This window comes from Streptomyces sp. RLA123 (assembly GCF_056270165.1).
Genome location: NZ_JBWDOR010000003.1, coordinates 3,722,760 through 3,742,569 on the forward strand (window position 1 = coordinate 3,722,760; position 19,810 = coordinate 3,742,569).

Below are 19,810 nucleotides of genomic sequence, written 5' to 3' on the forward strand. Positions count from 1 at the left end.
GCGCGGGGAAGAGTTGCGACGCGTGATGGCGAGCGAGGTTACTGATCGGCCTTGCCGGTCAGATGCGTGAACGCCTCCAGGTTTCGCGTCGACTCCCCGCGCGCCGTCCGCCAGGCGTGCTCCTTGCGGATCGCCGTCGCGAAGCCCAGCTCCAGAAGGGTGTTGAAGCTGCCGTCCGCGTGCTCCACGACCGCGCCGAGCAGCCGGTCGACCTCCTCGGGGACGACCGCGACCAGCGGCAGCCGGCCCGCGAGATAGACGTCGCCGAGCCCGTCGATGGCGTAACTCACCCCGTACATGCGGGTGTTGCGCTCCAGCAGCCAGCGGTAGAACGCCTCGTGGTTCTCGTCGGGACGGCGTACGACGAAGGCGTTGACGGAGAGGGTGTGCCGGCCCACCGCCAGCGCCACGGTGGTGGAGAGCTTGCGCGTGCCGGGCAGCTTGACGACGTACTCGCCGGACACGCCAGTCTCCCAGTCGAGTTCGGCCTCCCTCAGCGCCTGCTCGACCGCCGACCGTGCCGCCGCCTGCTCCCGCTCACCCATGCGGCGATCGTAGGCGACGCCGCCGCTCGGCCATCGCACCCGCGTAGACCTCGGCGGTCCTGGCCGCCGCCGCGCCCCAGCCGAAGCACTCCGCGTGGCGGGCCGCGGCCACGCCCATCGTGTCGACCAGATGCGGGTGGTCGATGAAGCGGCGCAGCGCGCGGGCGTAGTCGCCGGGATCGTGGCCGGGTACGAGGAAGCCGGTCTCCCCGTCCTTCACGGCCACCGGCAGACCGCCGACCCGGGCCGCCACCACCGGCGTGCCGCAGGCCTGCGCCTCGATGGCCACCAGCCCGAACGACTCGCTGTACGAGGGCATGACCAGCACCGAAGCGGCCCGGTACCAGTCGGCGAGCCGGTCCTGGCCGACCGGCGGCTGGAACCGCACGAGGTCGGAGATGCCGAGCCGCGCCGCCAGCTTGTGCAGCCGCTCCGGCTTCGCCAGGCCGCTGCCGCTCGGGCCGCCGACGACCGGGACCACCAGCCGGTCGCGCAGCGAGGGATCCTCGCCGAGCAGGATGGCCACCGCCCGCAGCAGCACGTCCGGCGCCTTGAGCGGCTGTATCCGCCCGGCGAACAGCGGGATCACCGCGTCCTGCGGCAGCCCCAGCCGGGCCCGCGCGGCGGCACGCCCGTCGGAGCCCCCCAGCGGATCGGGGCGGAAGCGGTCCAGGTTGACGCCGGGGTGGACGACGGCGACCTTGTGGGGGCCGGCGTCGTAGTGCCGGATGAGTTCGTCCGACTCCTCCGCCGTGTTGGCGATCAGCCGGTCGGCCGCCGTGACGATCTGCGTCTCGCCGATCACACGGGCGGCGGGCTCGGGCGTGTCGCCCTCGGCCAGGCAGGCGTTCTTGACCTTCGCCATCGTGTGCATCGCGTGCACCAGCGGAACGCCCCAGCGCTCGGCGGCGAGCCAGCCGACGTGCCCGGACAGCCAGTAGTGGGAGTGCACGAGGTCGTAGTGGCCCTGCCGGTGGCTGGCCTCGGCGAGCATCACGCCGTGCGTGAAGGCGCACAGCTGGGCCGGCAGGTCCTCCTTGGCCAGGCCCTCGTAGGGGCCGGCGTCCACATGCCGCACCAGGACACCCGGGGCGAGCTCCACGGAAGGCGGCAGCGCGGCCGTGGTGGCCCGGGTGAAGATCTCCACCTCGATCCCGGAACCCTCGGCGAGCCGTTTGGCCAGCTCCACGATGTAGACGTTCATCCCGCCCGCGTCGCCGGTGCCCGGCTGGTGGAGCGGAGACGTGTGCACGCTGAGCATCGCCACGCGCCGCGGCCGGCGCCCGCCGACGCCGTGCCGGCGCAGCCGGCGGGTCGCACCACCGCTCAGGACCCTCGCCACGTACTGGCTCACGTCGCCGTGCCTCCTTGTTGTTCTCAGGGCGGGCCGCCGCTTGCGCACGGACCGGCCCCGAACCTGTACAACCGGTCATTGGCCGGGATCCATTTCCGCTTTGCCAAAGCGTGACCCTGCGGGCCAGGCGGGCACGTCGCGGGCGGCATCCCCCGGTGGCTCCGGGCGTCCCTCCCGCGGCCACCGGGGGATGCTGCCCGGTCGCCGCCGTCGCACGCCTCCACGCCGTCGGCGGCCCCGCGGGGCTCGCATAGGCTCGGCATATGCGAGCGAGGCGGCCGGTCGGGGAAGTGACGCGGGGGACGACCAATCCGAACCGCCTGCGCCGCATGGACCGGTGGATCGTGGCGGCGCACGGGGCCGCGCTGCGGCGCGCGGAGGATCCGCTCGCCGTGGACCTGGGGTACGGCGCGGCGCCGTGGACGGCGCTGGAGCTCTTGCAGCGCCTGCGGACGGTCCGCGCGGACGCCGAGGTCGTCGGCATCGAGATCGACCCCGGGCGGGTCGAGGCCGCGGCCCCCTATGCCCGCGAGGGGCTCGCCTTCGCGCACGGCGGCTTCGAGGTGCCGCTGCCCGGCGACCGCAGACCCGCGCTGATCAGGGCGGCGAATGTGCTGCGGCAGTACGACGAGACACGGGTAGCGGAGGTGTGGGACCGGTTGCGTTCCCGGCTCGCCCCGGACGGGCTGCTGGTGGAGGGCACCTGCGACGAGATCGGCCGCCGTCACGTGTGGGTGGCGATCGGCCCGGAGGGCCCGCGCACAGTGACGTTCGCGACCCGGCTGGGCTCCCTGGAACGCCCCTCCGACCTGGCCGAACGGCTGCCGAAGGTGCTGATCCACCGCAATGTGCCGGGCGAGCCGGTGCACGCCTTCCTCACCGACTTCGACCGGGCCTGGGCGGCTGCCGCGCCCTTCGGGTCGCTGGGCGCGCGCCAGCGCTGGATCCGGACGGTGGGGAGCCTGGCCGGCCCGGGCGGCTGGCCGGTGACGGACACCGCTGCGCGCTGGCGGCAGGGCGAGGTGACCCTGCGCTGGGAGGCGTTGGCACCCGCCTCCGGCTGATCACGGGTCCCCGCGACGGGAGCGCATGACGATCCGTCAGACCTTCTTTCGGGCGGGCGGGCGTCGATGGGGGTTGTCGCCGATGCCGGCGCCCTGCGCCACCCGCCGGCCGCCCCGGGCCGAGGCCGGGCGGCGGAATCTTGTCCACACCCTGTGGACGGACGCCGCTCCGGTAGCCCTGTCCCGCCGGCCCGGACCGGCCGGAAGGCCCCCTGCGCCTTCGCCGGAAGCCGGATGACCTGCGGCGCACGGCCCGCACCCACGTGACGGGCGCCACTCGGCCTCCGCGGGGACGTGACGTTGCTCATGTCCGATTCACCCCCCGAAAGCCGAAATCCCCAGCTCGCAGGCGCATATGACACGGGCGGTTCACCGGCCGGCCCTCCCCCGCGGGCACGCGCTACCGCTATGGTCGCCCTTCAGTGTGCTCGGAGCCGACGGTGGCAACACCGTTCCGGGACGTTGCCCTCGGGGGGAGGGAAGGAATTGTCCGATGTCGCCGATGCCCGCGACCGAACGGCGAGCCGACCGGTTCGCCACCGTGCCGGGGCCGCGCCAGGAAGTGCTGCCCGCCGAGGGCCGGACCTCCCCTGCCCTGACGCTGCTCGTCATCGGTGAGGACCCCTCCGGCACCTTCACCGTCCCCGACCTCCTGGACGTCTCGGGGACCCGGGTCCGTATCCGCCGCGCCCGCAACCTGACCGAGGCCGAGCGGCTGCTGCGCGACGACGTCAACTGCATCCTGCTGGAGCTCGGCCCGGACACCGCCGCGGGTCTCGACGGGCTGCGGCAGCTGCTGCGGCTGGCGCCGCACACCGCCGTGCTGGTCCTCACCACGGGCAGCGACACCGACGCCGAGCGCGCCGCCGAGGCGGTCCGCGTCGGCGCCCAGGACCAGCTCACCCCGGCCGACCTGCAGCCCTCCCATCTGACCCGGGCCATCCGCTACGCGGTGGAACGGAAGCGGGCCGACGTCGCACAGCGCCAGCTCACCGAGACCCGGCTGCTCGCGCAGGAGAACTCCCGGCTGGAGCGCGGCCTGCTGCCGACCCCGCTGCTGCACGGCGCCGACCTGCGCTTCGCGTCCCACTACCGGCCCGGCCGCAGCCGCGCCCTGCTCGGCGGCGACTTCTACGACACCGTGCGCACCCCCGACGGCACCGTGCACGCCATGATCGGCGACGTCTGCGGCCACGGCCCGGACGAGGCCGCTCTCGGCGTGGAACTGCGGATCGCCTGGCGTGCGCTGACCTTCGCCGGGCTCTGCGGTGACGCGCTGCTCTGCACGCTGCAGCAGGTGCTGGAGTACGAGCGGCCCGACGAGGAGATCTTCGCGACCCTCTGCCAAGTCGACATCGCCGCGGACGGGCGCTCCGCCGACCTCTATCTGGCCGGCCACCCCGCCCCGCTGGTCTCGCTGTCCGGGATGGCTCCGCAGCTGCTGCCGTACGAGCACGGCGGCCCGGCGCTCGGTCTGCTGCCCGGCGCCTCGGGCTGGGAGCGCGCGCGGATCGAACTCGGCGAGGCGTGGAGCCTGATGCTCTACACCGACGGACTCATCGAGGGCCGCATCGGCCGTGGCCCGCAGCGACTCGGCCAGGAGGGCATGGTCGAACTCATCGGGCGGCAGCTGGCCGCCGGGCTCGGCGGCGAGGAACTGCTGGACGCGGCCGTCACCGAGGTGCGGGCCCTCAACGGCGAAGAGCTGACGGACGACGTCGCTCTGCTGCTGCTGGAGTCCGGCGCCTGATCCGGCGCCGGATCACAGGGACCGTCAACGGCCCCCGCGGGCTCAGCGGTTGAACGGTCCGTACGGGCCGTCGCTGCTGCTGCCGCCGCGGCGCCCGGGGCCGTTCTTGCCCGCGACCTCGCGGAGCTTCGGCCGCACGTCCACCATGTACACGATCACCGCGACCAGGCCGATGACCGGTAGGAACGACAGGATCGAGAAGATCTTCATCACGACCGCGGAGATCCCCAGCACGATCAGCCAGAACGCCTTGGTCTTCTTGTCGGCCGCACGGTAAGCGTCCTGGCGATGAATCGCGGCGTCGACCAGCGCGAAGAGCGCGAGCAGGAAGAGCGCCCAGGACAGTAGTCCCAGGACACCCAGGAAACCCGTAACCAGCATCGCCGTCCACCTCCGTCGTCGGCTCCCACCGTACCCGTACGGGCCAGGCGGGGGCGCCCCCCGGTGCCAAGCACCCAGGGGGAGGGCCGGGCACGCGATGCGTGCCCGGCCCTCTGGTGCGCGCAGGTATGCGCGCGGGTGTGCTGGGGCCTCAGGAGACCGGCTTGCCCGGAGCGTTCTTGCGGACGGCAGGAGCCGGCTTCTTCGCCTGGGCCTTCTTCGCCGAGGCGGACCGGTCGTCGACCGGGGCCGGCGCCGGGGCGGGCACGGAGTTGTTCTGCACGGGGGCGGCCGCCGGGGACGGGGCGGGCTGCGCCGCCGGACGCGGCTCCGGCTCGCCCTCGATGGCGACCGCGATGTCCTCGACCTGGTCGGCGGCCTCGCCGCGCCAGGTCGCGACCGCGTCCTTGCCGCGCTCGGCCAGGCCGTCGTAGGTCTCCTTGGCGCGGACCGCGTACTCGGCGGCGCGGCCCACCTGCTGGAGCGCGAAGTCCTGGGCGGAGTCACGCAGCTTGCGCAGATCGGTGTCAATGCTGCCGAAGAGCTCGTTGACCTTGGCCTGCGCCCGGTTCTGCGCGCCCTTGGCCTGTGCGGTCACCTTCTCCTGCACGACCTTGGCGTCGGTGCCGCGGATCTTCTCGATCCGGTCCGGGGCCTCGCTGCGGATCTTCTCGATCAGCGGCGGGACCTCCTTCAGCTTCTCGGCCGCGAGGTCGGCGGTGCCGGCCAGCGCGTACAGCGGGGTCGGGTCCTTGAGGGTCTTGACGAGGTCGTCGGTGATCGCCATGAGGGTTTCTCCCGTATGAGGATGGTGGCGTGTACGTCTGTTGAGTCCGCCGGTCACTCCGCGGCGGCCGCGGCGTCGCCGCCGCCCCCGTCGTCCGGTCCGGCGGTCGCCTTCGGCTTCAGCACGGCGGCAGCCGTTTGCGCCGCCTTCTTCGCCGCACGCTCGCGCGGCGCGGCGGACTGCTCGTCCTGAGCTTCCTCCACCACGGCGCTCTCCCTGCGGAACGACTCGTAGATCTGGAGCAGGACCTGCTTCTGCTTCTCGTTGATCGCCGTGTCGGCCAGGATGGCGGTACGGACCTCCCGGCCGTCACCCTGTTCCCGCTCGTCGAGGATCCCCGCCTGCACGTACAGGGTCTCGGCGGAGATGCGCAGCGCCTTCGCCAGTTGCTGCAGGATGTCGGCACTGGGCTTGCGCAGCCCGCGCTCGATCTGGCTGAGGTACGGGTTGGACACCCCCGCGGCGTCGGCGAGCTGGCGCAGCGAGAGCTTCGCGTTGCGGCGCTGCTCCCGCAGGTACTCACCAAGGTTGCCGACGTTGAGTGAAGCCATGTCTTCGAGCATGCCCCGCCGTGCTAACTTTTGCAAGCAGAGTGCTTGCAAAAGTCTCGTTAAGGGGATGTGACAGCCGTCGCAGCCCAGGCGGGCCCGGGTCTGTCCGGCGGGGCTGCGGGCGTGATAGTCATGAAACTGACTGATCAACCCCATGACTGGGCCCCTGGACGGCCCCGGAAGGCGGCAGGCCCATGTCGACCACCACCACGGACCGTTTCCGCACCGCCGTGGAGACCGGTGACCTCGCCGGCCTCGACGGACTCTTCACCGACGGCATCCGGTTCTTCAGCCCGGTCACGTTCACGCCCTTCGAGGGCAAGCCCATGGTGCTCGGCCTCTTCGGCGTCCTGCTGCGCACCTTCGAGGACTTCCGCTACATCGGCCGCTTCGACGGCACCTCGGCCACCAGCGGCGACGGCGGCGACGCGCCCTCGGAGATCCTGCTCTTCCGCGCCACCGTCGGCGGCAAGGACATCCACGGCATCGACCTCCTCCACTTCGACGACGCGGGCCGCATCAAGGAGTTCACGGTCATGGTCCGCCCCCAGTCCGCCGTGCAGACGCTCGGCAAGGCCGTCTTCGCCGGTCTCGTCGCCGACGGCCTCGCCCCCGCCCCGGTCGACGACCCGATCGCACCGTGACCGCGGATTCCTGGTGGCTCCAGTCCGGGCACGGGGTCCGGCTGGAGTGGGGACCGGAGGGCGCGCGGCGGCTGGGACCCGAGGTCGCGGGCCTGGTCGTGGTGGACGTGCTGTCGTTCACGACCTCGGTCTCGGTGGCGGTGGAGGCCGGGACAAGGGTGCACCCGTATGCCTGGCGGGACACGTCGGCACGCGAGTACGCGGACCACGTGGGCGCACGCCTCGCGGTGGGGCGGCGGGAGGTGACCGCGGCGCAGCCGTGGTCGCTCTCCCCCGCCGCGCTGCGAAGGGCGCCCCGCACCGAACGGCTGGTGCTGCCGTCCCCGAACGGTTCGGCCATCGCCGCGGCAGCCGGTGAGGGCGCGACGGTGGTCGCGGGCTGCCTGCGCAACGCGGCGGCGGCGGGAGCCTGGCTCGCGCGGCACGGATACGGCACCCCCGAGCGGCCGGTCGCGGTGGTCCCGGCCGGAGAGCGGTGGCCGGACGGGAGCCTGCGCCCGGCGCTCGAGGACCTGCTCGGCGCCGGGGCGGTCGTCGCCGCGCTGTGCGCCCGGACGCCGCGGGCCACGCCGTCCCCCGAGGCGGGCGCGGCCGCGGCGCTGTGGGCCGCCACCCCCGACCCGGCCGCGACGGTCGCCGCGTGCGCCTCGGGACGGGAACTGGCCGGAGGCGGCTTCGCGGAGGACGTCGCCGTCGCCACCGAGATCGACGCCTCCGACGCCGTCCCCGTCCTTTCCGACGGCGCCTTCGGGATTGCGGACCGGAACTGACCGCATTGCTCCGTACCGTCGAAGACGTAAGAGACGCCGGGAACACCGGCGAACGACGGACAAGGGGTGCACGATGCCGACGGTGGTTCGCAACGAGACGGACGAGCGGGACGCGCTGCTGGCCTACCTGGAGTCGCAGCGCGCCGGCGTGCGCCGGGCGGTGCTGGGGCTGGACGACGAGCAGGCGGCGTCGCGTCCGAGCGCGAGCGGGATGAACCTCGCCGGACTGGTCAAGCACGTCGCCCGCACCGAGGAGGCCTGGGTGCAGGGCCTGCTGCTCGGCCACGCGGAGAAGGCGGGCAGCCAGGAGGACTACGTCAACGGCTTCCGCCTGCTGGAGGGCGAGACGCTGGCCGGTCAGCTGGACGGCTGGGCCGCGATCGCCCGGGCGACGGAGGCGGCCGTCCTCGCCCTCCCCGATCTGGAGGGGACGACTTCGCTGCCGGACGCGCCGTGGAACCCGCCCGGCATGAAGGTCAGCACCCGCTGGATCCTGCTCCACCTCATCGAGGAGACCGCCCGGCACGCCGGGCACGCGGACATCATCCGCGAGTCCCTGGACGGCCGGACGGCCTTCGAATTGGTCGACCTCGCGGCGCGCGAAGGCCGGCCGATGGGCTGACGGATCAGTCCCCGGAGGCCAGCGGTTGCTGCAGTTCCGTCACCCAGGTGCCGGGGTGGCCGCCGGCCTCCAGGTAGAACTCCCGGGGATAGCCGGTGGAGCGGTGATCGTGGGCGTCGATCCAGCGGGCGAGCGTCTGCTCGGTACGCAGGACGTCGTCCATGGACCCGCGGTGCACGATCGTCGCCGCGCTCTCGATCGCCGGCAGGTCCACGACCGCGAAGTCGTATCCGGCGTCGGGCTCCACATCCACCGGGAGCCCGGCGTGCACCACGACCGCGCCCTCGCCGCCGGGCGCCTCCTCGTAATGGGCGATGCTCGGGCCCACCGGCAACACCCCCGCCGCCTCAAGCCGGCGGCACAGCTCGTCGTACAGCGGCTGGATAACCGGGCCGATCTGCGCCGGCTCGAACCCGGCCGCCGTCGCGGTGAGTTCGGCCAGCCGCACGGCGGGCACCCGCTTGACGACCACGTCGTCGGAAGTCATCCGTCCCTCGCTCTCGATGGTCCGCAGCCTCGCCTCGACCCCGGCCAGCCGTGCCGCGTCCGCGGCCATGGCCGCCGCGAGCTCGGCGCGGCGCAACCGCAGCATGCCGCGCAGCTCGTCGGCGCCGACCTTCTCGTCGAGGATCGACCGCACCTGTTCGAGGGTGAAGCCGAGGTCCTTGAGCGCGATGATGCGGTTGAGCCGGGCGAGCTGCCCCGCGGCGTAGTAGCGGTAGCCGCTGGCGGGGTCGACACGGTCCGGGCGCAGCAGTCCGACGGCGTCGTAGTGACGCAGCATGCGAACCGACACACGGCCGTGCCTGGCGAAGTCTCCGATGCCGAACATGACGCCTCCCAGTGCAGGGCCTCACACGGTGTGAGAGTCAAGCGCGCCCGGGAACGCCCGATGCCCCGGCGCACTCGGCCGGGGCATCGGGCATCGGACGACGCGTGGACGGGGCTCGTCAGCCGCGCAGCTCCGCCGCGACCAGCTCCGCGAGCTGGACGGCGTTGAGCGCCGCGCCCTTGCGGAGGTTGTCGTTGGACAGGAAGAGCGCGAGGCCGTGCTCGACGGTCTCGTCGGCACGGATCCGCCCCACGTAGGAGGGGTCCTTGCCGGCGGCCTGCTGCGGGGTGGGGATCTCCGACAGCTCCACGCCGGGGGCGGCGGCCAGCAGCTCGTAGGCGCGCTCCACGCTGATCGGGCGCGCGAAGCGGGCGTTGACCTGGAGCGAGTGCCCGGAGAAGACCGGCACGCGCACGCAGGTGCCGGACACCTTCAGCTCCGGGATCTCCAGGATCTTGCGGGACTCGTGGCGGAGCTTCTGCTCCTCGTCGGTCTCGAAGCGGCCGTCGTCGACGATCTTCCCGGCCAGCGGGACGACGTTGAAGGCGATGGGCCGCTGGTAGACCGCGGGCTCGGGGAACTCCACGGCCGCGCCGTCGAAGGTCAGCCCGGCCGCCTGGTCGGCGACCTTCCGGACCTGCCCGTCGAGCTCCGCGACACCGGCAAGGCCGGAACCGGAGACCGCCTGGTAGGTGGTGGCGACCAGCGCGGTCAGCCCCGCCTCGTCGTGCAGCGGGCGCAGCACCGGCATCGCGGCCATCGTGGTGCAGTTCGGGTTGGCGATGATGCCCTTGGGTCGGTCCGCGATCGCGTGCGGATTGACCTCGGACACCACGAGCGGGACCTCGGGGTCCATCCGCCAGGCGGAGGAGTTGTCGATCACGACCGCACCCGCGGCGGCGACCTTGGGGGCGAGCGCCTTGGAGGTGGCACCGCCCGCGGAGAACAGGACGATGTCGAGACCCGCGTAGTCGGCGGTCGCCGCGTCCTCGATGGTGATCTCGCCGTCCTTCCACGGCAGCGTCCGTCCCGCCGAGCGGGCCGACGCGAACAGCCGCAGCCGCTCCACCGGGAAGTCACGCTCGGCCAGCACCTTGAGCATGACGCCGCCGACCTGGCCGGTGGCTCCGACGATTCCGATCCTCATCCGGTCTCTCCGATCAGTGCGTACGTACCGTCCCGAGTATCCCCCGCCTCGGCGAGTGCCCAAAGGGCCGTCTCGACTGCCGGCCGCCCGGCCGGCAGCAGGGGCAGCCGGACCGCGGGGGTGGGAATGCGTCCTTGAGCGTGCAGCACCGCCTTGGTCACCGTGGGGTTCGGCTCGGCGAAGCAGGCGGCGGCAAGCCTCGCGAGCGCGTGCGCGCGTTCCGGATCGTGGAGACGGGCCAGCTCCACCCACTGCGCGGTCGCCAGGTGCGCGGAGGCCAGGATCGCCCCGGCGGCGCCCAGTGCCAGCAGGGCGGGGGCGAAGACGTCGTCCCCCGCGTAGAGGGGCACGTCCCGCACCAGCAGGACGGTGTCCTGGTCGATGCCGCCGACGGCGTGCTTGAAGCCGTGCACCCCGTCGATGGCGGCGATCCGGCGCACGGTGTCCGCGCTGAGGGTGCGCCCGGTGCGGTACGGGATGTTGTAGACGACCAGCGGCACGGCGGAGGCCGCGGCCAGGGTTTCGAAGTGCGCGACCACGCCGTCCTCCGAGGGCCGCACGAACGCCGGCACGGTCACGAGGGCGGCATCCGCCTCGAGCGACCGCAGTTCCTCCGCGGCCCGGCGCGTGTCCGCACCGCCGGCCCCGACAGTGAACCGCGCACCCCGCCCGCGGCAGACCCGCCCCACGATCTCGCGGACGAGCGCCTTCTCCCCCTCGTCGAGCGCCGCCGGCTCGGCCGTCGTCCCGAGCGCGACCAGGCCCTCCGCCCCGTCGTCCAGCACGTCGTGCGCGAGCCGCTCCAGCGCGGCGCCGTCCAGACTGCCGTCGGCGTCGAAGGGCGTGATCAGCGGTACGTGAATCCCCATGCGACGAGCGTGGGCCACCGAACCGTCAAGGTCCAGTTAAATGTCCTTCACCCCACGGATTAGCAGCACTGCACGATGGCGCTGCCGGTCGAGCTGCCCCAGCGACTCGGCTACCGCCCGACCAGCCGGCTACAACCACGGCGGACCGCCGCCCTGACCACCTCAGCGACACTGACTGCACGTACTCGACGTCCATGTAGGCCCGCACGATGTCATCGCCGGCGCACAGCGAGACTTCACCGGCTTCACCTGCTTCACCTCGCTGCCAGCACCGGCGCTGGAGTCGCTTCGGCGTCCGCGGCTACTGGCTCGCCGCCGCCCTCCGCCACCTCACGCTCCGCACACCGGCTCTCGCACCGGTTGACGAGCCGGTCCCACACACCACGGAACTCCCTGTTGCCATGATGCACGTGGACGGCGGGCGCGCTCTCGAGCGCCATCGCGTGGTGCTGAGCCGCGACGCCTCGGCCGAACTCCCCACGCCACGAGAGGAGCACGGACTCCACCTCGCCCATCGACGGGGTTGTCCTCTTCGCACCGCCGCCGATCCCTTCGACCGCCTTCAAGGCACTGGCGATCACATGCGCCGCCTCCGCCGCAGCCTCGGTCAACTCGGCGGAGCCGTCCGGCAGCAGGGCGAGTCTCAGGCCCGCCCGCATGATGTCCGTGTGGGCCGACTGCACGCGTTTGAATGCCAGGTAGTGCGGAAGGTCGTCGTCCGTGCCCCGGGTCGCACCCTTGCGTGCTGCCTCGACCGTGGCCTTCCAGCGATCGATCACTTCCCTTTCCTGATCCTCGGGGTAGCGCATCAGGTGCAGGTGCGTAGCCAGCTCGTACAGCGGGTCGCCGATCCTGGCGAGCTCCCAGTCGATGGTCCACAGAGCCTTGTCCTCATCAACGATGAGATTCTCGCGGTGCAGGTCCCCGTGGATGAGGAGGGAGGGCCGCCTCGCCAACCCCCCAGAACGAGCCTTGAGGTTTTCGAGCAATTCTTCCGAAACGCCGAACTTACCGAGCAGATCCCGAAACGGAAGGGCCCGGTCCCCGTACGCGGACGCTCCAGTGAATTCCACAAGCCTTCGATAGAAGACCCCCGAGTCCCCCCGACAACGCCATCTCGGCGGGGCACTGCCACAGACCCTTTGGAGGGAGATTTTTCGGGGGTTGATGCGCGCGAGAGCCCCGAAGACCTCCATGATCTGTTCCACGTAGAAGGGATCGACCGGCCCCTGGCTTCCGGAGAGCTCCCCCAAGGTGAGACCCTCGATAAAACTGTGAACGGGGATCACCGACTCCGGGCCAATGACCCTGGGGATTCGCGGAACCCGCTCTTGGAGAAAAATCAGCAATGCCTCTTCGGACTTGAAACACCGCTGGTCGTACCGGATGACGCCCGACTGCGGCGCACGCAGCTTGACCCAGAGGTCCCGGATCCCGGATCCGGAATCGTGCGACATGCGCACGGCATATGACTCGTTATGGTGCCCCCCGAGGGGCCCCACGACGCATTCCCCCCACTGCTGAGCCTCGCGATGGACAGTCGTAGACACCGGTTTCCTCGACCTAGGTCTGAAGGGGCCGATGCTAGTACCGCGCGACCCGGTGCGAAGCCGTTCGCCGGGATCGAGGCCGGCCGCCAAAAGACCCGCACGGGCCTTTCGCCGCCTTCTTCGACAGCTCTCCGGCCCCATACTTATACATTCCGCACGTGAAGACGTACCGAGGTTCGCATAAGTATGCCGACATGTCGTCAGCAAAGGAAATGAACCGGCCTGACCCAAGAGGGCGAATCTGCCCCATCGCGCCTGACACCACAGCGGCACGGCCGTGTTCCAGTCACCACCACCCACCTCGGGAGCCCCGACGAACCGGAACCGGAACGTTCACACGGAGGCCGCTTCAGCCGAGCCCCCTGGCCAGCTCGCCGAGGTGCTCGATCGGGCGCAGATGCGGATAGGCGTCCTGGAGCCCTGTGTTGCCGTCGGGATTCTGGAAGCCGAGGAACCGGACCCCGGCCCTCCCCGCGGCCGCCACATCGTCTGGTGAATCGCCTATCATCAGAATTTTCCCGCGATCTTCGGTCCCGATTCCTGCGAGTGCACGCTCGATACAGTCCGGATCGGGTTTCACTTTCAGTGGTTTCCCTGCCCGAACGCTCAGCCGCCCGTGGATGCGGTCCTGGAACGGTTCAGCCATCCCCCATTTCTTGAGATGCCGCCGCACCGCCGCTTCCGAGTTATTTGTGGTGATCGCAATCGGTATTCGCTCGAGATGGAGCGCCCCCACCAATTCCGCCGCCCCGTCGGTCTCCTTGGCTCCGCCCGCAGCGCGATACTCCCATTCAGCGAGATGCCGTTCAAGGAGCCCGACGTCGTCCAGGTCGCTCCAGTCGGCCGCCGCGCCCTTGAGGATATCCAGTGGGCTGCCGCGCTTGTCGGGCGGCACCGAGATGACGGGTGGAAGTCCCGCTTCCTTGATGAACGTCCAGAGTTCGCGGGCCACAAATGACGCAGACGTCGTGTCAAAGAGATGGCACAGCGGGCCGTCGAAGTCGAAGAGAACGCCCACGACGCCGACCAGAGCATCGTGACGAGCCTGAAGACCACTGCCCATCAGCGGCTCGCCATCAGAAGTCACTCAGCGAGTGTGATTCCGCCCTTCGCCCTGCGCCAGAGTGCGGCCACACATGAAGCAAGACTCTCACCACACCAGGCTTTCCATGTCGGCCATGTGAGAGATCAGTGTGGCAGCACCGGCTGAGGCGAGCTCATCCCTCTTTCGTGGGGTACGCGCGTAACCCACGAAACGGATCGCGACGCTGCGGGCCGCCCGAGCGTCCCGCCATGAGTCCCCGACGAAGAGGCACCGCTGCGGAGGGGTTCCCAGGACGTCCAGCGCCGACCGGAGCATGTACCCGTTGGGCTTCATCAGGAGTGCGTCGCGGGGACGGCCGATGACGGGTCCGTCGAACGCATCCAGCAGCCCGGCGCTGAGGAGGAAGAGCCGCGCGGACTCCTCGGAGTTGTTGGTCACCACACCGAGCCGGGTTCCCCGCTCGTGCAGGGACTTGACGAGCGTGTCCACACCTGGCGTGAGCACGGCCGAACCCGCGGCGACGACCTCTTCCTTGGCCAGCGTGCCATCCAATTCGTCGCCCAGGCCTGCCGCGTATTCGGTGGGCTTGCCGGCCACCATCACCAACAGCGCATGCGGATCGCCACACGACTCCACTTCGGCCGCCAGCGGTCCGTACTGACGCATCCGCTCCTTCAGGACATCGGCGACCCTGTCGGCGGGGTGGCCGGCGAAGAGCGTGCAGAGGGGGCCGTCAAAGTCGAACAAGACGGAGTCGACGGCATTTGCCATCACGCGGTCTTCGCGATCAGCGTCCAGAGTGAGTCGAACCATGCCTGACATTCGTCGAATTCTGCCGATCCCTGTCGATACAGGCGCGCTCCCACACCGAACACGTCGAAGATCTCGACCACCGCTCCGCCCGGCACGTCCACGGCCTGCCGGTGGACGGCGTAGTAGCCGGTCAGCCCCACGTCGCCGTTCAGAAGATAGAACTTGTTCACAGGCGTGATCGCGACTGTCTTGGTCGTGATCTTCACCGAATCAGTCAACCCGCGAGTATGCAAGTCCCCGAGCAGATTGTGGAGTTGCCGGGACTGGAGATCGATCAAGTCGGCGAGCCGCTGTCGCGGACGGGGATCCTCCGGGTCGGCCACGTTGCTGGGCACTGCCAGCAAGGCGTTGGGGCTGGGGAGCAGCAGCCTGACCCTGATCGAGGAGGGGCGCAGCTCGCCACGCAGGACTCGGCTGACCGGACGGCTCAGAGCCGTGTTCAACGACTCGCTCGTCAGGCAGTAGGCGTCGATCGTGATGTCATCCGCCTCGAACGCCTCCGCGACGGCGTCCTCCAGTTCGACACTGGCCGAATCCGAACGATGCGCCGCGCCGTTGGTATGTGCCGGTGTCGGGTTGCGCCAGTTTCGGGCGAAGACTCCCTTGCCCTGCGCTGACTCTACGTAACCCTCATCCTGGAGCTGCTTCAGCGCTTTCTGAACGGTGGCGCGGGAGACATCGAAGCGATCCACCAGCTCAGCTTGGGTGGGGAGTTGCTCCTCGACTACGATCTCGCCGGCCTCGATCTGGTGACGCAGCGAATCGGCCACACGCTCCCATGCGCGCCTGGCTCCAACCTTCCGTCGGTCGTCGCTCACGCAAGAAGACTACAGCTTCCGGTCAGCCAGGTTGAGTTGAGTGCGTTGAGTTTATGGACCTGCAGCCAACGGGAACAACCAAGACATGACCGCAGTCAACTGCTCCGGCTGGCAGACAAGTTGGAGCAGTTGACCCCACGGGGACCGCGGCGTCCCGGCCCGACGATGTGACGGGAATGGCCGCGGGTGATGGTGCAGCGCCGAACTGACGGGCTCGCTCGCACGCTTCTGACCTTCCGCCCCTCCCCCTGATCCTCGCGTCCTCTTCCGCTGCCGTCCCGCGCCACGCGGGACGCGCGAGACAGCGCGCCACAAAGGAGTGATCCGCTATGCCCGCACTCGCTCTGTGCGCCTTCGCCTTCGAGCAACTGTTCCAGTGGCGGTTCGGCGCGGCCGGCGCCCTCGCCTTCGGAATGTTCACGGTGGGCCACAAGGCCCGGAACACGACGTTCACCTGTGTCGGACTCGTGGTGATCGCGCTGCTGCTGACCCGCTAGGGACAGCGGCAGCGGGGCCCGCGCCGTTCGGCGGCCGCCTGCGAAAGGGGTGGGTCATGTTGTGGAGTCACGTGATGGCGGCGATTGCCGAGGAGTGCCTCGGCCGGCGGTTCGGCCCGTTGATGGGGCTGGGTGTCGTACTGGTCGCGGTCGGGGCCAAGGCGCGGTCGAGCCACGCGATGTGCGTGGGCGGGGTGCTGGTCCTGCTGGTCCTCGTCTCGTACAGCGGCCGCTGACCCGTCAGAAGCCGTCCATCGCCCAGGGCTTGCGCGAGGTGCGGAACAGGGCGTCCACCCGGGCCGCCGCGCCCGGGTGGGATTCGGTGACCTGGCCGACGGTGGCGAGGCGGACCGCGGACTCGTCGCCCAGGTAGAGGGCCGCGAGGTCGGCCGCGGTGAGGGTCAGGTCCGGGGCGGCGGAGGGGGCCGCCTCGGCGGTGGCGGTGCCGTCGGGGGCGGCTTCGAGGCGGAAGCGGCCGGCGGCGTAGCCGTACGGGTCGAGGACGTCGAGAACCACAGTGCCCGGGGCGGCGTAGGTACGGGCGGACAGCGCCCGGGGCACGTCGACGAAGCGCAGCCACAGGAAGTCGGAGCTGTTGTCGACCCGGGCGGCACGGCGGTCCGCGAGCAGCAGCGGCATGACGTCGTCGTGGGCGCGGAAGCCCGTACGCACGGTGGAGACCCAGTCGACGGAGAGCAGGTAGCGCCACAGGGCCCGCTCGGCGGCCGGGGTGGCCGCGATCAGGTTCTTGATCTCCAGGGGGGCTTCCGGGTACATGCCGTGCCACGTATCGGCGACGGTGTAGGCGGCCATACCGTCCACGCGGCCCGCGGAGTCCCGGTAGAAGGCGAAGATCGGTTCCTTCCAGGGGTCGTCGGACGACCCCTGGACCTTGCCGGTGAACAGCTCCCACCAGCGGTCGTTGCGGTTGATCGAGCCGGGGGCCTGCACCCGTACCCGCTCGTGCAGCTCCGGGCCGGACTTGAGGACGTCGGCGGGGTCGACGAGTTCGACGCGGCCGTCCTCGTCGTCGCCGGGCGGCCGCAGGCCGGCGCGGGCGGTGTCGACGTGCCACTCGGTGACGCCGGCCGCCGGGCCGAAGCCGAAGCGGCCGTAGATCGGGAACTCGGCGGCGATGAGGATCGCGAGCGGTTCTCCGCGTTCGGCGGTGGCGGCCAGTTCGTTGGCCATCATGCGGGAGGCGACGCCGCGGCGGCGGTGTGTGGCGGAGACGGTGACCTGGGTGATCGCACTGGTCGGCAGGACGGCGCCGCCGGGCACGGTCATGTCGCGCGGCATGCTGCGGAACGTGGCCACGCAGCGGCCGTCGTCGAAGGCGCCCTGGGTACGGGCGAGGTCCGCGTAGGGCCGCCGCAGCTCGATATCCTCGTCGCTGACGGTGGCGGGACGGTGGAAACCGAGTCGGGCGGCGCGCAGCCAGCCGGCGAAGTCGGATGCTTCGAGCGTGCGGACCTCAAGGCTCATGTCCCGCACGGTAGGCGCCGGTCACGCCTCCGCGCATCCCCTTTTTCCGCAGGTTTCTCCGCAGGTTTCCGGCCGGATTCCCTCCCGCGCCCTCAGTCGCCCGACAGCAGGTCCTCGACCCGCGCCTCGCCCGCGCGGTAGCGCCGGGCGATCTCGGTGCTGCACCCGTCGACCGTGTGCTGGAGCGAGTGCCGGCAGCGCGAGACCTGCTGCTCGTGGCGGACCAGCCGCCCCATAGCGTCGTGCAGTTCCTGGTCGGTGCGGGCCTGAAGGTCGGAGAGCTCGACCTCGGCGAGCATCTCCTCGGCGAGCTGCCGGTACCGCTCGCTGCGCGGGGTGCGCATGGTGACGTGCCGGGCGGAGGTGCGGTGCCGGGACGGGGCGTCGGTGAGGATCTCAGAGAGCCGGTCCAGCACGGGCGCGTCGGGGGCGGTGCGGCACGCGAGTTCGGCGCGCAGGATGTCGATGCGGCCCTGCAGCAGCCGTCGAAGGTAGGACAAATCGGCCTCCTCCAGCTGTGCTTCGCGGCGCGCGGTGCGCAGGCCTGCGAGGGTGAGCCCCGCGAAGTCGGGCTGCGGCGCGTCGGGGAACGGTGAGCGCGGGCCCGGTGCCTTGAGCATGCGTTCGCCTTCCGCCGTCCCGGTGGTACTTGTCGTACCGCTGTGCTTCATGTCTGTCCGTCCCCTCGTCCCCCGCGTCGGGCAGATCTCGATCGTGCCACCCACTACCTGTGTCCCGCAGGCACCTGCACCCGAACGGCCGCGCCGGACAGTTGTACGTGAGCCCAAGCGGGCGTACGGCCGTGGTGCCGCGCGCCCCCTGGGACCCGCGAGAATGGTGGCCATGCGAGCGGTGGCCCAGCGGGTGAGCGAAGCGAAGGTCGTGGTGGACGGCGAGACGGTCGGCGAGATCGCCGGTCCGGGATTGTGCGTGCTGGTGGGGGTCACGCACGACGACACCAAGGAGCAGGCGGCGCAGCTCGCCCGCAAGCTCTGGAGTCTGCGGATCCTTCCCGACGAGAAGTCCTGTTCCGACATCGGCGGGCCGCTGCTGGTGATCTCGCAGTTCACTCTCTACGGTGACGCCCGCAAGGGGCGCCGGCCCACCTGGAACGCCGCCGCTCCCGGCCCTGTCGCCGAGCCGCTGGTGGACGAGGTGGTCGCGCAGCTGCGCGCGCTGGGCGCGGACGTGGCGACGGGCCGCTTCGGAGCGGACATGAAGGTCTCGCTCACGAACGACGGCCCGTTCACCGTGGTCCTCGACCTCTGAGATCCCTGATCCGGCGTCCCGGCGGCCCTTGCTCAGGGCTCGACGACGGTCTCCTGGTTCGCGGCCGTACCGTCCGCCAGCAGCAGCGCGTCCACGGGGGTGTTGCGCTTGATCACCGCGAGGGCGATGGGGCCCAGCTCCCAGTGCCGGGCGGAGGAGGTGACGGTGCCGATCTGGCGGCCGTCCGGCCCGTCGGCGGCGATGCGCACGGGCGTGCCGTGGCCGGGGAGCTTGACCTCGCTGCCGTCGAGGTGGAGGAAGACCAGCCGGCGCGGCGGCCGCCCGAGGTTGTGCACTCGGGCGACGGTCTCCTGCCCGCGGTAGCAGCCCTTGTCGAGGTGGACGGCGGTGCCCAGCCAGCCCAGCTCGTGCGGGATGGTGCGGTGGTCGGTCTCCAGGCCCAGCCGCGGGCGGTGGGCCTCGATGCGCAGCGCCTCCAGGGCCAGCACGCCGACCGGGGTGCCGGCGGACCCCCGGGCGAAGGCATCCAGCTCGGCGCGCGGCACGAGGACGTCGCGGCCGTACGGGACCTCGCGCACCGTCCAGCCCTCGGGGACGGCGGCGATGCTGCCCGCCGGGAGGTGGACGACGGCGTGCTCGCCGGTCACGTCGGCGACGTCGACCTGGTAGAAGAACTTCATGCTCTCCAGGTAGGCGACGAGGTCGCCCTGCGTGCCGGGTTCGACGTGCATCCAGGTGGTGGTGCCGTCGTCGACGAGGTAGAGCGCGTGCTCGATGTGGCCGTGCGCGGAGAGGATCAGCGCCTCGGCGGCCTGCCCGGGCGGCAGGTCCGTGACGTGCTGGGTGAGCAGGAGGTGGAGCCAGGCGAGCCGGTCCTGGCCGGTGACGGCGACGACACCGCGGTGGGACAGATCGACGAAGCCCTTGCCGTCCGCGAGGGCCCGTTGCTCGCGGAAGAGGTCCCCGTAGTGCGCGGCGACTCCCTCGTCAGGGCCTTCTGCGGGAACGGCACCGGGGAGCGACAGCAGGGGGCTGGTGAGTGTTTGTCGCTGCATG

23 protein-coding genes are annotated in these 19,810 nt (G+C 71.1%); 8 read left to right on the plus strand and 15 right to left on the minus strand.

Going from position 1 to position 19,810, the window contains the following annotated elements; genetic code table 11:
- Nucleotides 1–38 precede the first annotated feature (38 nt).
- Both RV983_RS16915 and mshA read right to left on the minus strand, forming a co-directional pair.
- Nucleotides 39–545, minus strand: coding sequence for a YbjN domain-containing protein (locus tag RV983_RS16915; protein WP_475986609.1), 507 nt, complete (start codon nucleotides 543–545; stop codon nucleotides 39–41).
- Entirely contained in the window at nucleotides 538–1,899 is a 1,362-nt protein-coding gene (gene mshA / locus RV983_RS16920; RefSeq protein WP_475986610.1) for a D-inositol-3-phosphate glycosyltransferase, read from the minus strand. The genes RV983_RS16915 and mshA overlap by 8 nt, the downstream gene beginning before the upstream one ends.
- A gap of 263 nt (nucleotides 1,900–2,162) precedes the next feature.
- Here mshA and RV983_RS16925 point away from each other — a divergent pair, with 263 nt between their 5' ends.
- Nucleotides 2,163–2,963: a class I SAM-dependent methyltransferase gene (locus tag RV983_RS16925; RefSeq protein WP_475986611.1), complete on the plus strand. Its 801-nt coding sequence runs from the start codon at nucleotides 2,163–2,165 to the stop codon at nucleotides 2,961–2,963.
- 355 nt (nucleotides 2,964–3,318) lie between these two features.
- On the plus strand, nucleotides 3,319–4,713 hold the full coding sequence (locus RV983_RS16930) for a PP2C family protein-serine/threonine phosphatase (RefSeq protein WP_475986612.1): 1,395 nt from the start codon (nucleotides 3,319–3,321) through the stop codon (nucleotides 4,711–4,713).
- A gap of 42 nt (nucleotides 4,714–4,755) precedes the next feature.
- On the opposite strand, the gene RV983_RS16935 is transcribed toward RV983_RS16930, so the two are convergent.
- The 3 genes from RV983_RS16935 to RV983_RS16945 all read right to left on the minus strand — a co-directional run bounded on the left by RV983_RS16935 (nucleotide 4,756) and on the right by RV983_RS16945 (nucleotide 6,432).
- Nucleotides 4,756–5,094: a DUF2516 family protein gene (locus RV983_RS16935; protein WP_475986613.1), complete on the minus strand. Its 339-nt coding sequence runs from the start codon at nucleotides 5,092–5,094 to the stop codon at nucleotides 4,756–4,758.
- 151 nt (nucleotides 5,095–5,245) lie between these two features.
- Nucleotides 5,246–5,881, minus strand: coding sequence for a hypothetical protein (locus RV983_RS16940; protein WP_475986614.1), 636 nt, complete (start codon nucleotides 5,879–5,881; stop codon nucleotides 5,246–5,248).
- A 53-nt stretch (nucleotides 5,882–5,934) separates the two neighbouring features.
- Nucleotides 5,935–6,432, minus strand: a complete 498-nt coding sequence (locus tag RV983_RS16945; protein ID WP_475986615.1) for a helix-turn-helix domain-containing protein — start codon at nucleotides 6,430–6,432, stop codon at nucleotides 5,935–5,937.
- A 194-nt stretch (nucleotides 6,433–6,626) separates the two neighbouring features.
- Here RV983_RS16945 and RV983_RS16950 point away from each other — a divergent pair, with 194 nt between their 5' ends.
- From RV983_RS16950 to RV983_RS16960, 3 genes are all read left to right on the plus strand, one after another.
- Nucleotides 6,627–7,076: a nuclear transport factor 2 family protein gene (locus RV983_RS16950; protein WP_475986616.1), complete on the plus strand. Its 450-nt coding sequence runs from the start codon at nucleotides 6,627–6,629 to the stop codon at nucleotides 7,074–7,076.
- Nucleotides 7,073–7,846: a 2-phosphosulfolactate phosphatase gene (locus RV983_RS16955; protein ID WP_475986617.1), complete on the plus strand. Its 774-nt coding sequence runs from the start codon at nucleotides 7,073–7,075 to the stop codon at nucleotides 7,844–7,846. The genes RV983_RS16950 and RV983_RS16955 overlap by 4 nt, the downstream gene beginning before the upstream one ends.
- Before the next feature lie 73 nt (nucleotides 7,847–7,919).
- Entirely contained in the window at nucleotides 7,920–8,468 is a 549-nt protein-coding gene (locus RV983_RS16960; RefSeq protein WP_475986618.1) for a DinB family protein, read from the plus strand.
- Between the two features lie 4 nt (nucleotides 8,469–8,472).
- On the opposite strand, the gene RV983_RS16965 is transcribed toward RV983_RS16960, so the two are convergent.
- From RV983_RS16965 to RV983_RS16995, 7 genes are all read right to left on the minus strand, one after another.
- A complete protein-coding gene (locus RV983_RS16965; protein WP_475986619.1) occupies nucleotides 8,473–9,300 on the minus strand; it encodes a MerR family transcriptional regulator in 828 nt (275 codons plus the stop codon).
- Nucleotides 9,301–9,418: 118 nt separating this feature from the next.
- A complete protein-coding gene (locus tag RV983_RS16970) occupies nucleotides 9,419–10,447 on the minus strand; it encodes an aspartate-semialdehyde dehydrogenase (protein WP_475986620.1) in 1,029 nt (342 codons plus the stop codon).
- Complete coding sequence (locus RV983_RS16975; RefSeq protein WP_475986621.1) at nucleotides 10,444–11,316, minus strand: dihydrodipicolinate synthase family protein; 873 nt, start codon at nucleotides 11,314–11,316, stop codon at nucleotides 10,444–10,446. Before RV983_RS16975 ends, RV983_RS16970 begins: the two co-directional genes overlap by 4 nt.
- A 254-nt stretch (nucleotides 11,317–11,570) precedes the next feature.
- Nucleotides 11,571–13,007, minus strand: coding sequence for a phosphotransferase (locus tag RV983_RS16980; RefSeq protein WP_475986622.1), 1,437 nt, complete (start codon nucleotides 13,005–13,007; stop codon nucleotides 11,571–11,573).
- A gap of 208 nt (nucleotides 13,008–13,215) precedes the next feature.
- Nucleotides 13,216–13,953 (minus strand): HAD family hydrolase, encoded by a 738-nt coding sequence (locus RV983_RS16985; RefSeq protein ID WP_475986623.1) that lies wholly within the window; start codon nucleotides 13,951–13,953, stop codon nucleotides 13,216–13,218.
- Between the two features lie 63 nt (nucleotides 13,954–14,016).
- On the minus strand, nucleotides 14,017–14,733 hold the full coding sequence (locus tag RV983_RS16990; protein WP_475986624.1) for an HAD family hydrolase: 717 nt from the start codon (nucleotides 14,731–14,733) through the stop codon (nucleotides 14,017–14,019).
- Nucleotides 14,682–15,542: a winged helix-turn-helix domain-containing protein gene (locus RV983_RS16995; RefSeq protein WP_475986625.1), complete on the minus strand. Its 861-nt coding sequence runs from the start codon at nucleotides 15,540–15,542 to the stop codon at nucleotides 14,682–14,684. The genes RV983_RS16990 and RV983_RS16995 overlap by 52 nt, the downstream gene beginning before the upstream one ends.
- 329 nt (nucleotides 15,543–15,871) lie before the next feature.
- On the opposite strand from RV983_RS16995, the gene RV983_RS17000 reads away from it, so the two are divergent.
- Together RV983_RS17000 and RV983_RS17005 are read left to right on the plus strand one after the other, a co-directional pair.
- Nucleotides 15,872–16,039 carry a hypothetical protein gene (locus tag RV983_RS17000; protein WP_475986626.1) on the plus strand — a complete coding sequence of 56 codons (168 nt, stop codon included), beginning with the start codon at nucleotides 15,872–15,874 and terminating at the stop codon, nucleotides 16,037–16,039.
- 56 nt (nucleotides 16,040–16,095) lie between these two features.
- Entirely contained in the window at nucleotides 16,096–16,275 is a 180-nt protein-coding gene (locus RV983_RS17005; protein WP_475986627.1) for a hypothetical protein, read from the plus strand.
- 4 nt (nucleotides 16,276–16,279) lie between these two features.
- On the opposite strand, the gene RV983_RS17010 is transcribed toward RV983_RS17005, so the two are convergent.
- A complete protein-coding gene (locus RV983_RS17010; protein WP_475986628.1) occupies nucleotides 16,280–17,524 on the minus strand; it encodes a GNAT family N-acetyltransferase in 1,245 nt (414 codons plus the stop codon).
- Nucleotides 17,525–17,616: 92 nt separating this feature from the next.
- A complete protein-coding gene (locus RV983_RS17015; RefSeq protein ID WP_475986629.1) occupies nucleotides 17,617–18,144 on the minus strand; it encodes an RsiG family protein in 528 nt (175 codons plus the stop codon).
- A 223-nt stretch (nucleotides 18,145–18,367) separates the two neighbouring features.
- On the opposite strand from RV983_RS17015, the gene dtd reads away from it, so the two are divergent.
- Nucleotides 18,368–18,793, plus strand: coding sequence for a D-aminoacyl-tRNA deacylase (dtd, locus tag RV983_RS17020; protein WP_475986630.1), 426 nt, complete (start codon nucleotides 18,368–18,370; stop codon nucleotides 18,791–18,793).
- A 32-nt stretch (nucleotides 18,794–18,825) separates the two neighbouring features.
- Here dtd and ygfZ read toward each other — a convergent pair whose 3' ends face one another.
- A complete protein-coding gene (ygfZ, locus tag RV983_RS17025; protein ID WP_475986631.1) occupies nucleotides 18,826–19,809 on the minus strand; it encodes a CAF17-like 4Fe-4S cluster assembly/insertion protein YgfZ in 984 nt (327 codons plus the stop codon).
- Nucleotide 19,810 lies beyond the last annotated feature (1 nt).

Coding starts and splice junctions, on each gene's coding strand:
- RV983_RS17005 (WP_475986627.1), top strand. CDS start 16,096: ATGTTGTGGAGTCACGTGATGGCGGCGATTGCCGAGGAGTGCCTCGGC.
- RV983_RS16925 (WP_475986611.1), top strand. CDS start 2,163: ATGCGAGCGAGGCGGCCGGTCGGGGAAGTGACGCGGGGGACGACCAAT.
- dtd (WP_475986630.1), top strand. CDS start 18,368: ATGCGAGCGGTGGCCCAGCGGGTGAGCGAAGCGAAGGTCGTGGTGGAC.
- RV983_RS16945 (WP_475986615.1), bottom strand. CDS start 6,432: ATGGCTTCACTCAACGTCGGCAACCTTGGTGAGTACCTGCGGGAGCAG.
- ygfZ (WP_475986631.1), bottom strand. CDS start 19,809: ATGCAGCGACAAACACTCACCAGCCCCCTGCTGTCGCTCCCCGGTGCC.
- RV983_RS17010 (WP_475986628.1), bottom strand. CDS start 17,524: ATGAGCCTTGAGGTCCGCACGCTCGAAGCATCCGACTTCGCCGGCTGG.
- RV983_RS16960 (WP_475986618.1), top strand. CDS start 7,920: ATGCCGACGGTGGTTCGCAACGAGACGGACGAGCGGGACGCGCTGCTG.
- RV983_RS16970 (WP_475986620.1), bottom strand. CDS start 10,447: ATGAGGATCGGAATCGTCGGAGCCACCGGCCAGGTCGGCGGCGTCATG.
- RV983_RS16990 (WP_475986624.1), bottom strand. CDS start 14,733: ATGTCAGGCATGGTTCGACTCACTCTGGACGCTGATCGCGAAGACCGC.
- RV983_RS16980 (WP_475986622.1), bottom strand. CDS start 13,007: ATGGGGCCGGAGAGCTGTCGAAGAAGGCGGCGAAAGGCCCGTGCGGGT.
- RV983_RS16940 (WP_475986614.1), bottom strand. CDS start 5,881: ATGGCGATCACCGACGACCTCGTCAAGACCCTCAAGGACCCGACCCCG.
- RV983_RS16965 (WP_475986619.1), bottom strand. CDS start 9,300: ATGTTCGGCATCGGAGACTTCGCCAGGCACGGCCGTGTGTCGGTTCGC.
- RV983_RS17000 (WP_475986626.1), top strand. CDS start 15,872: ATGCCCGCACTCGCTCTGTGCGCCTTCGCCTTCGAGCAACTGTTCCAG.
- RV983_RS16930 (WP_475986612.1), top strand. CDS start 3,319: ATGACACGGGCGGTTCACCGGCCGGCCCTCCCCCGCGGGCACGCGCTA.
- RV983_RS16975 (WP_475986621.1), bottom strand. CDS start 11,316: ATGGGGATTCACGTACCGCTGATCACGCCCTTCGACGCCGACGGCAGT.
- RV983_RS16950 (WP_475986616.1), top strand. CDS start 6,627: ATGTCGACCACCACCACGGACCGTTTCCGCACCGCCGTGGAGACCGGT.
- RV983_RS17015 (WP_475986629.1), bottom strand. CDS start 18,144: ATGCTCAAGGCACCGGGCCCGCGCTCACCGTTCCCCGACGCGCCGCAG.
- RV983_RS16915 (WP_475986609.1), bottom strand. CDS start 545: ATGGGTGAGCGGGAGCAGGCGGCGGCACGGTCGGCGGTCGAGCAGGCG.
- RV983_RS16935 (WP_475986613.1), bottom strand. CDS start 5,094: ATGCTGGTTACGGGTTTCCTGGGTGTCCTGGGACTACTGTCCTGGGCG.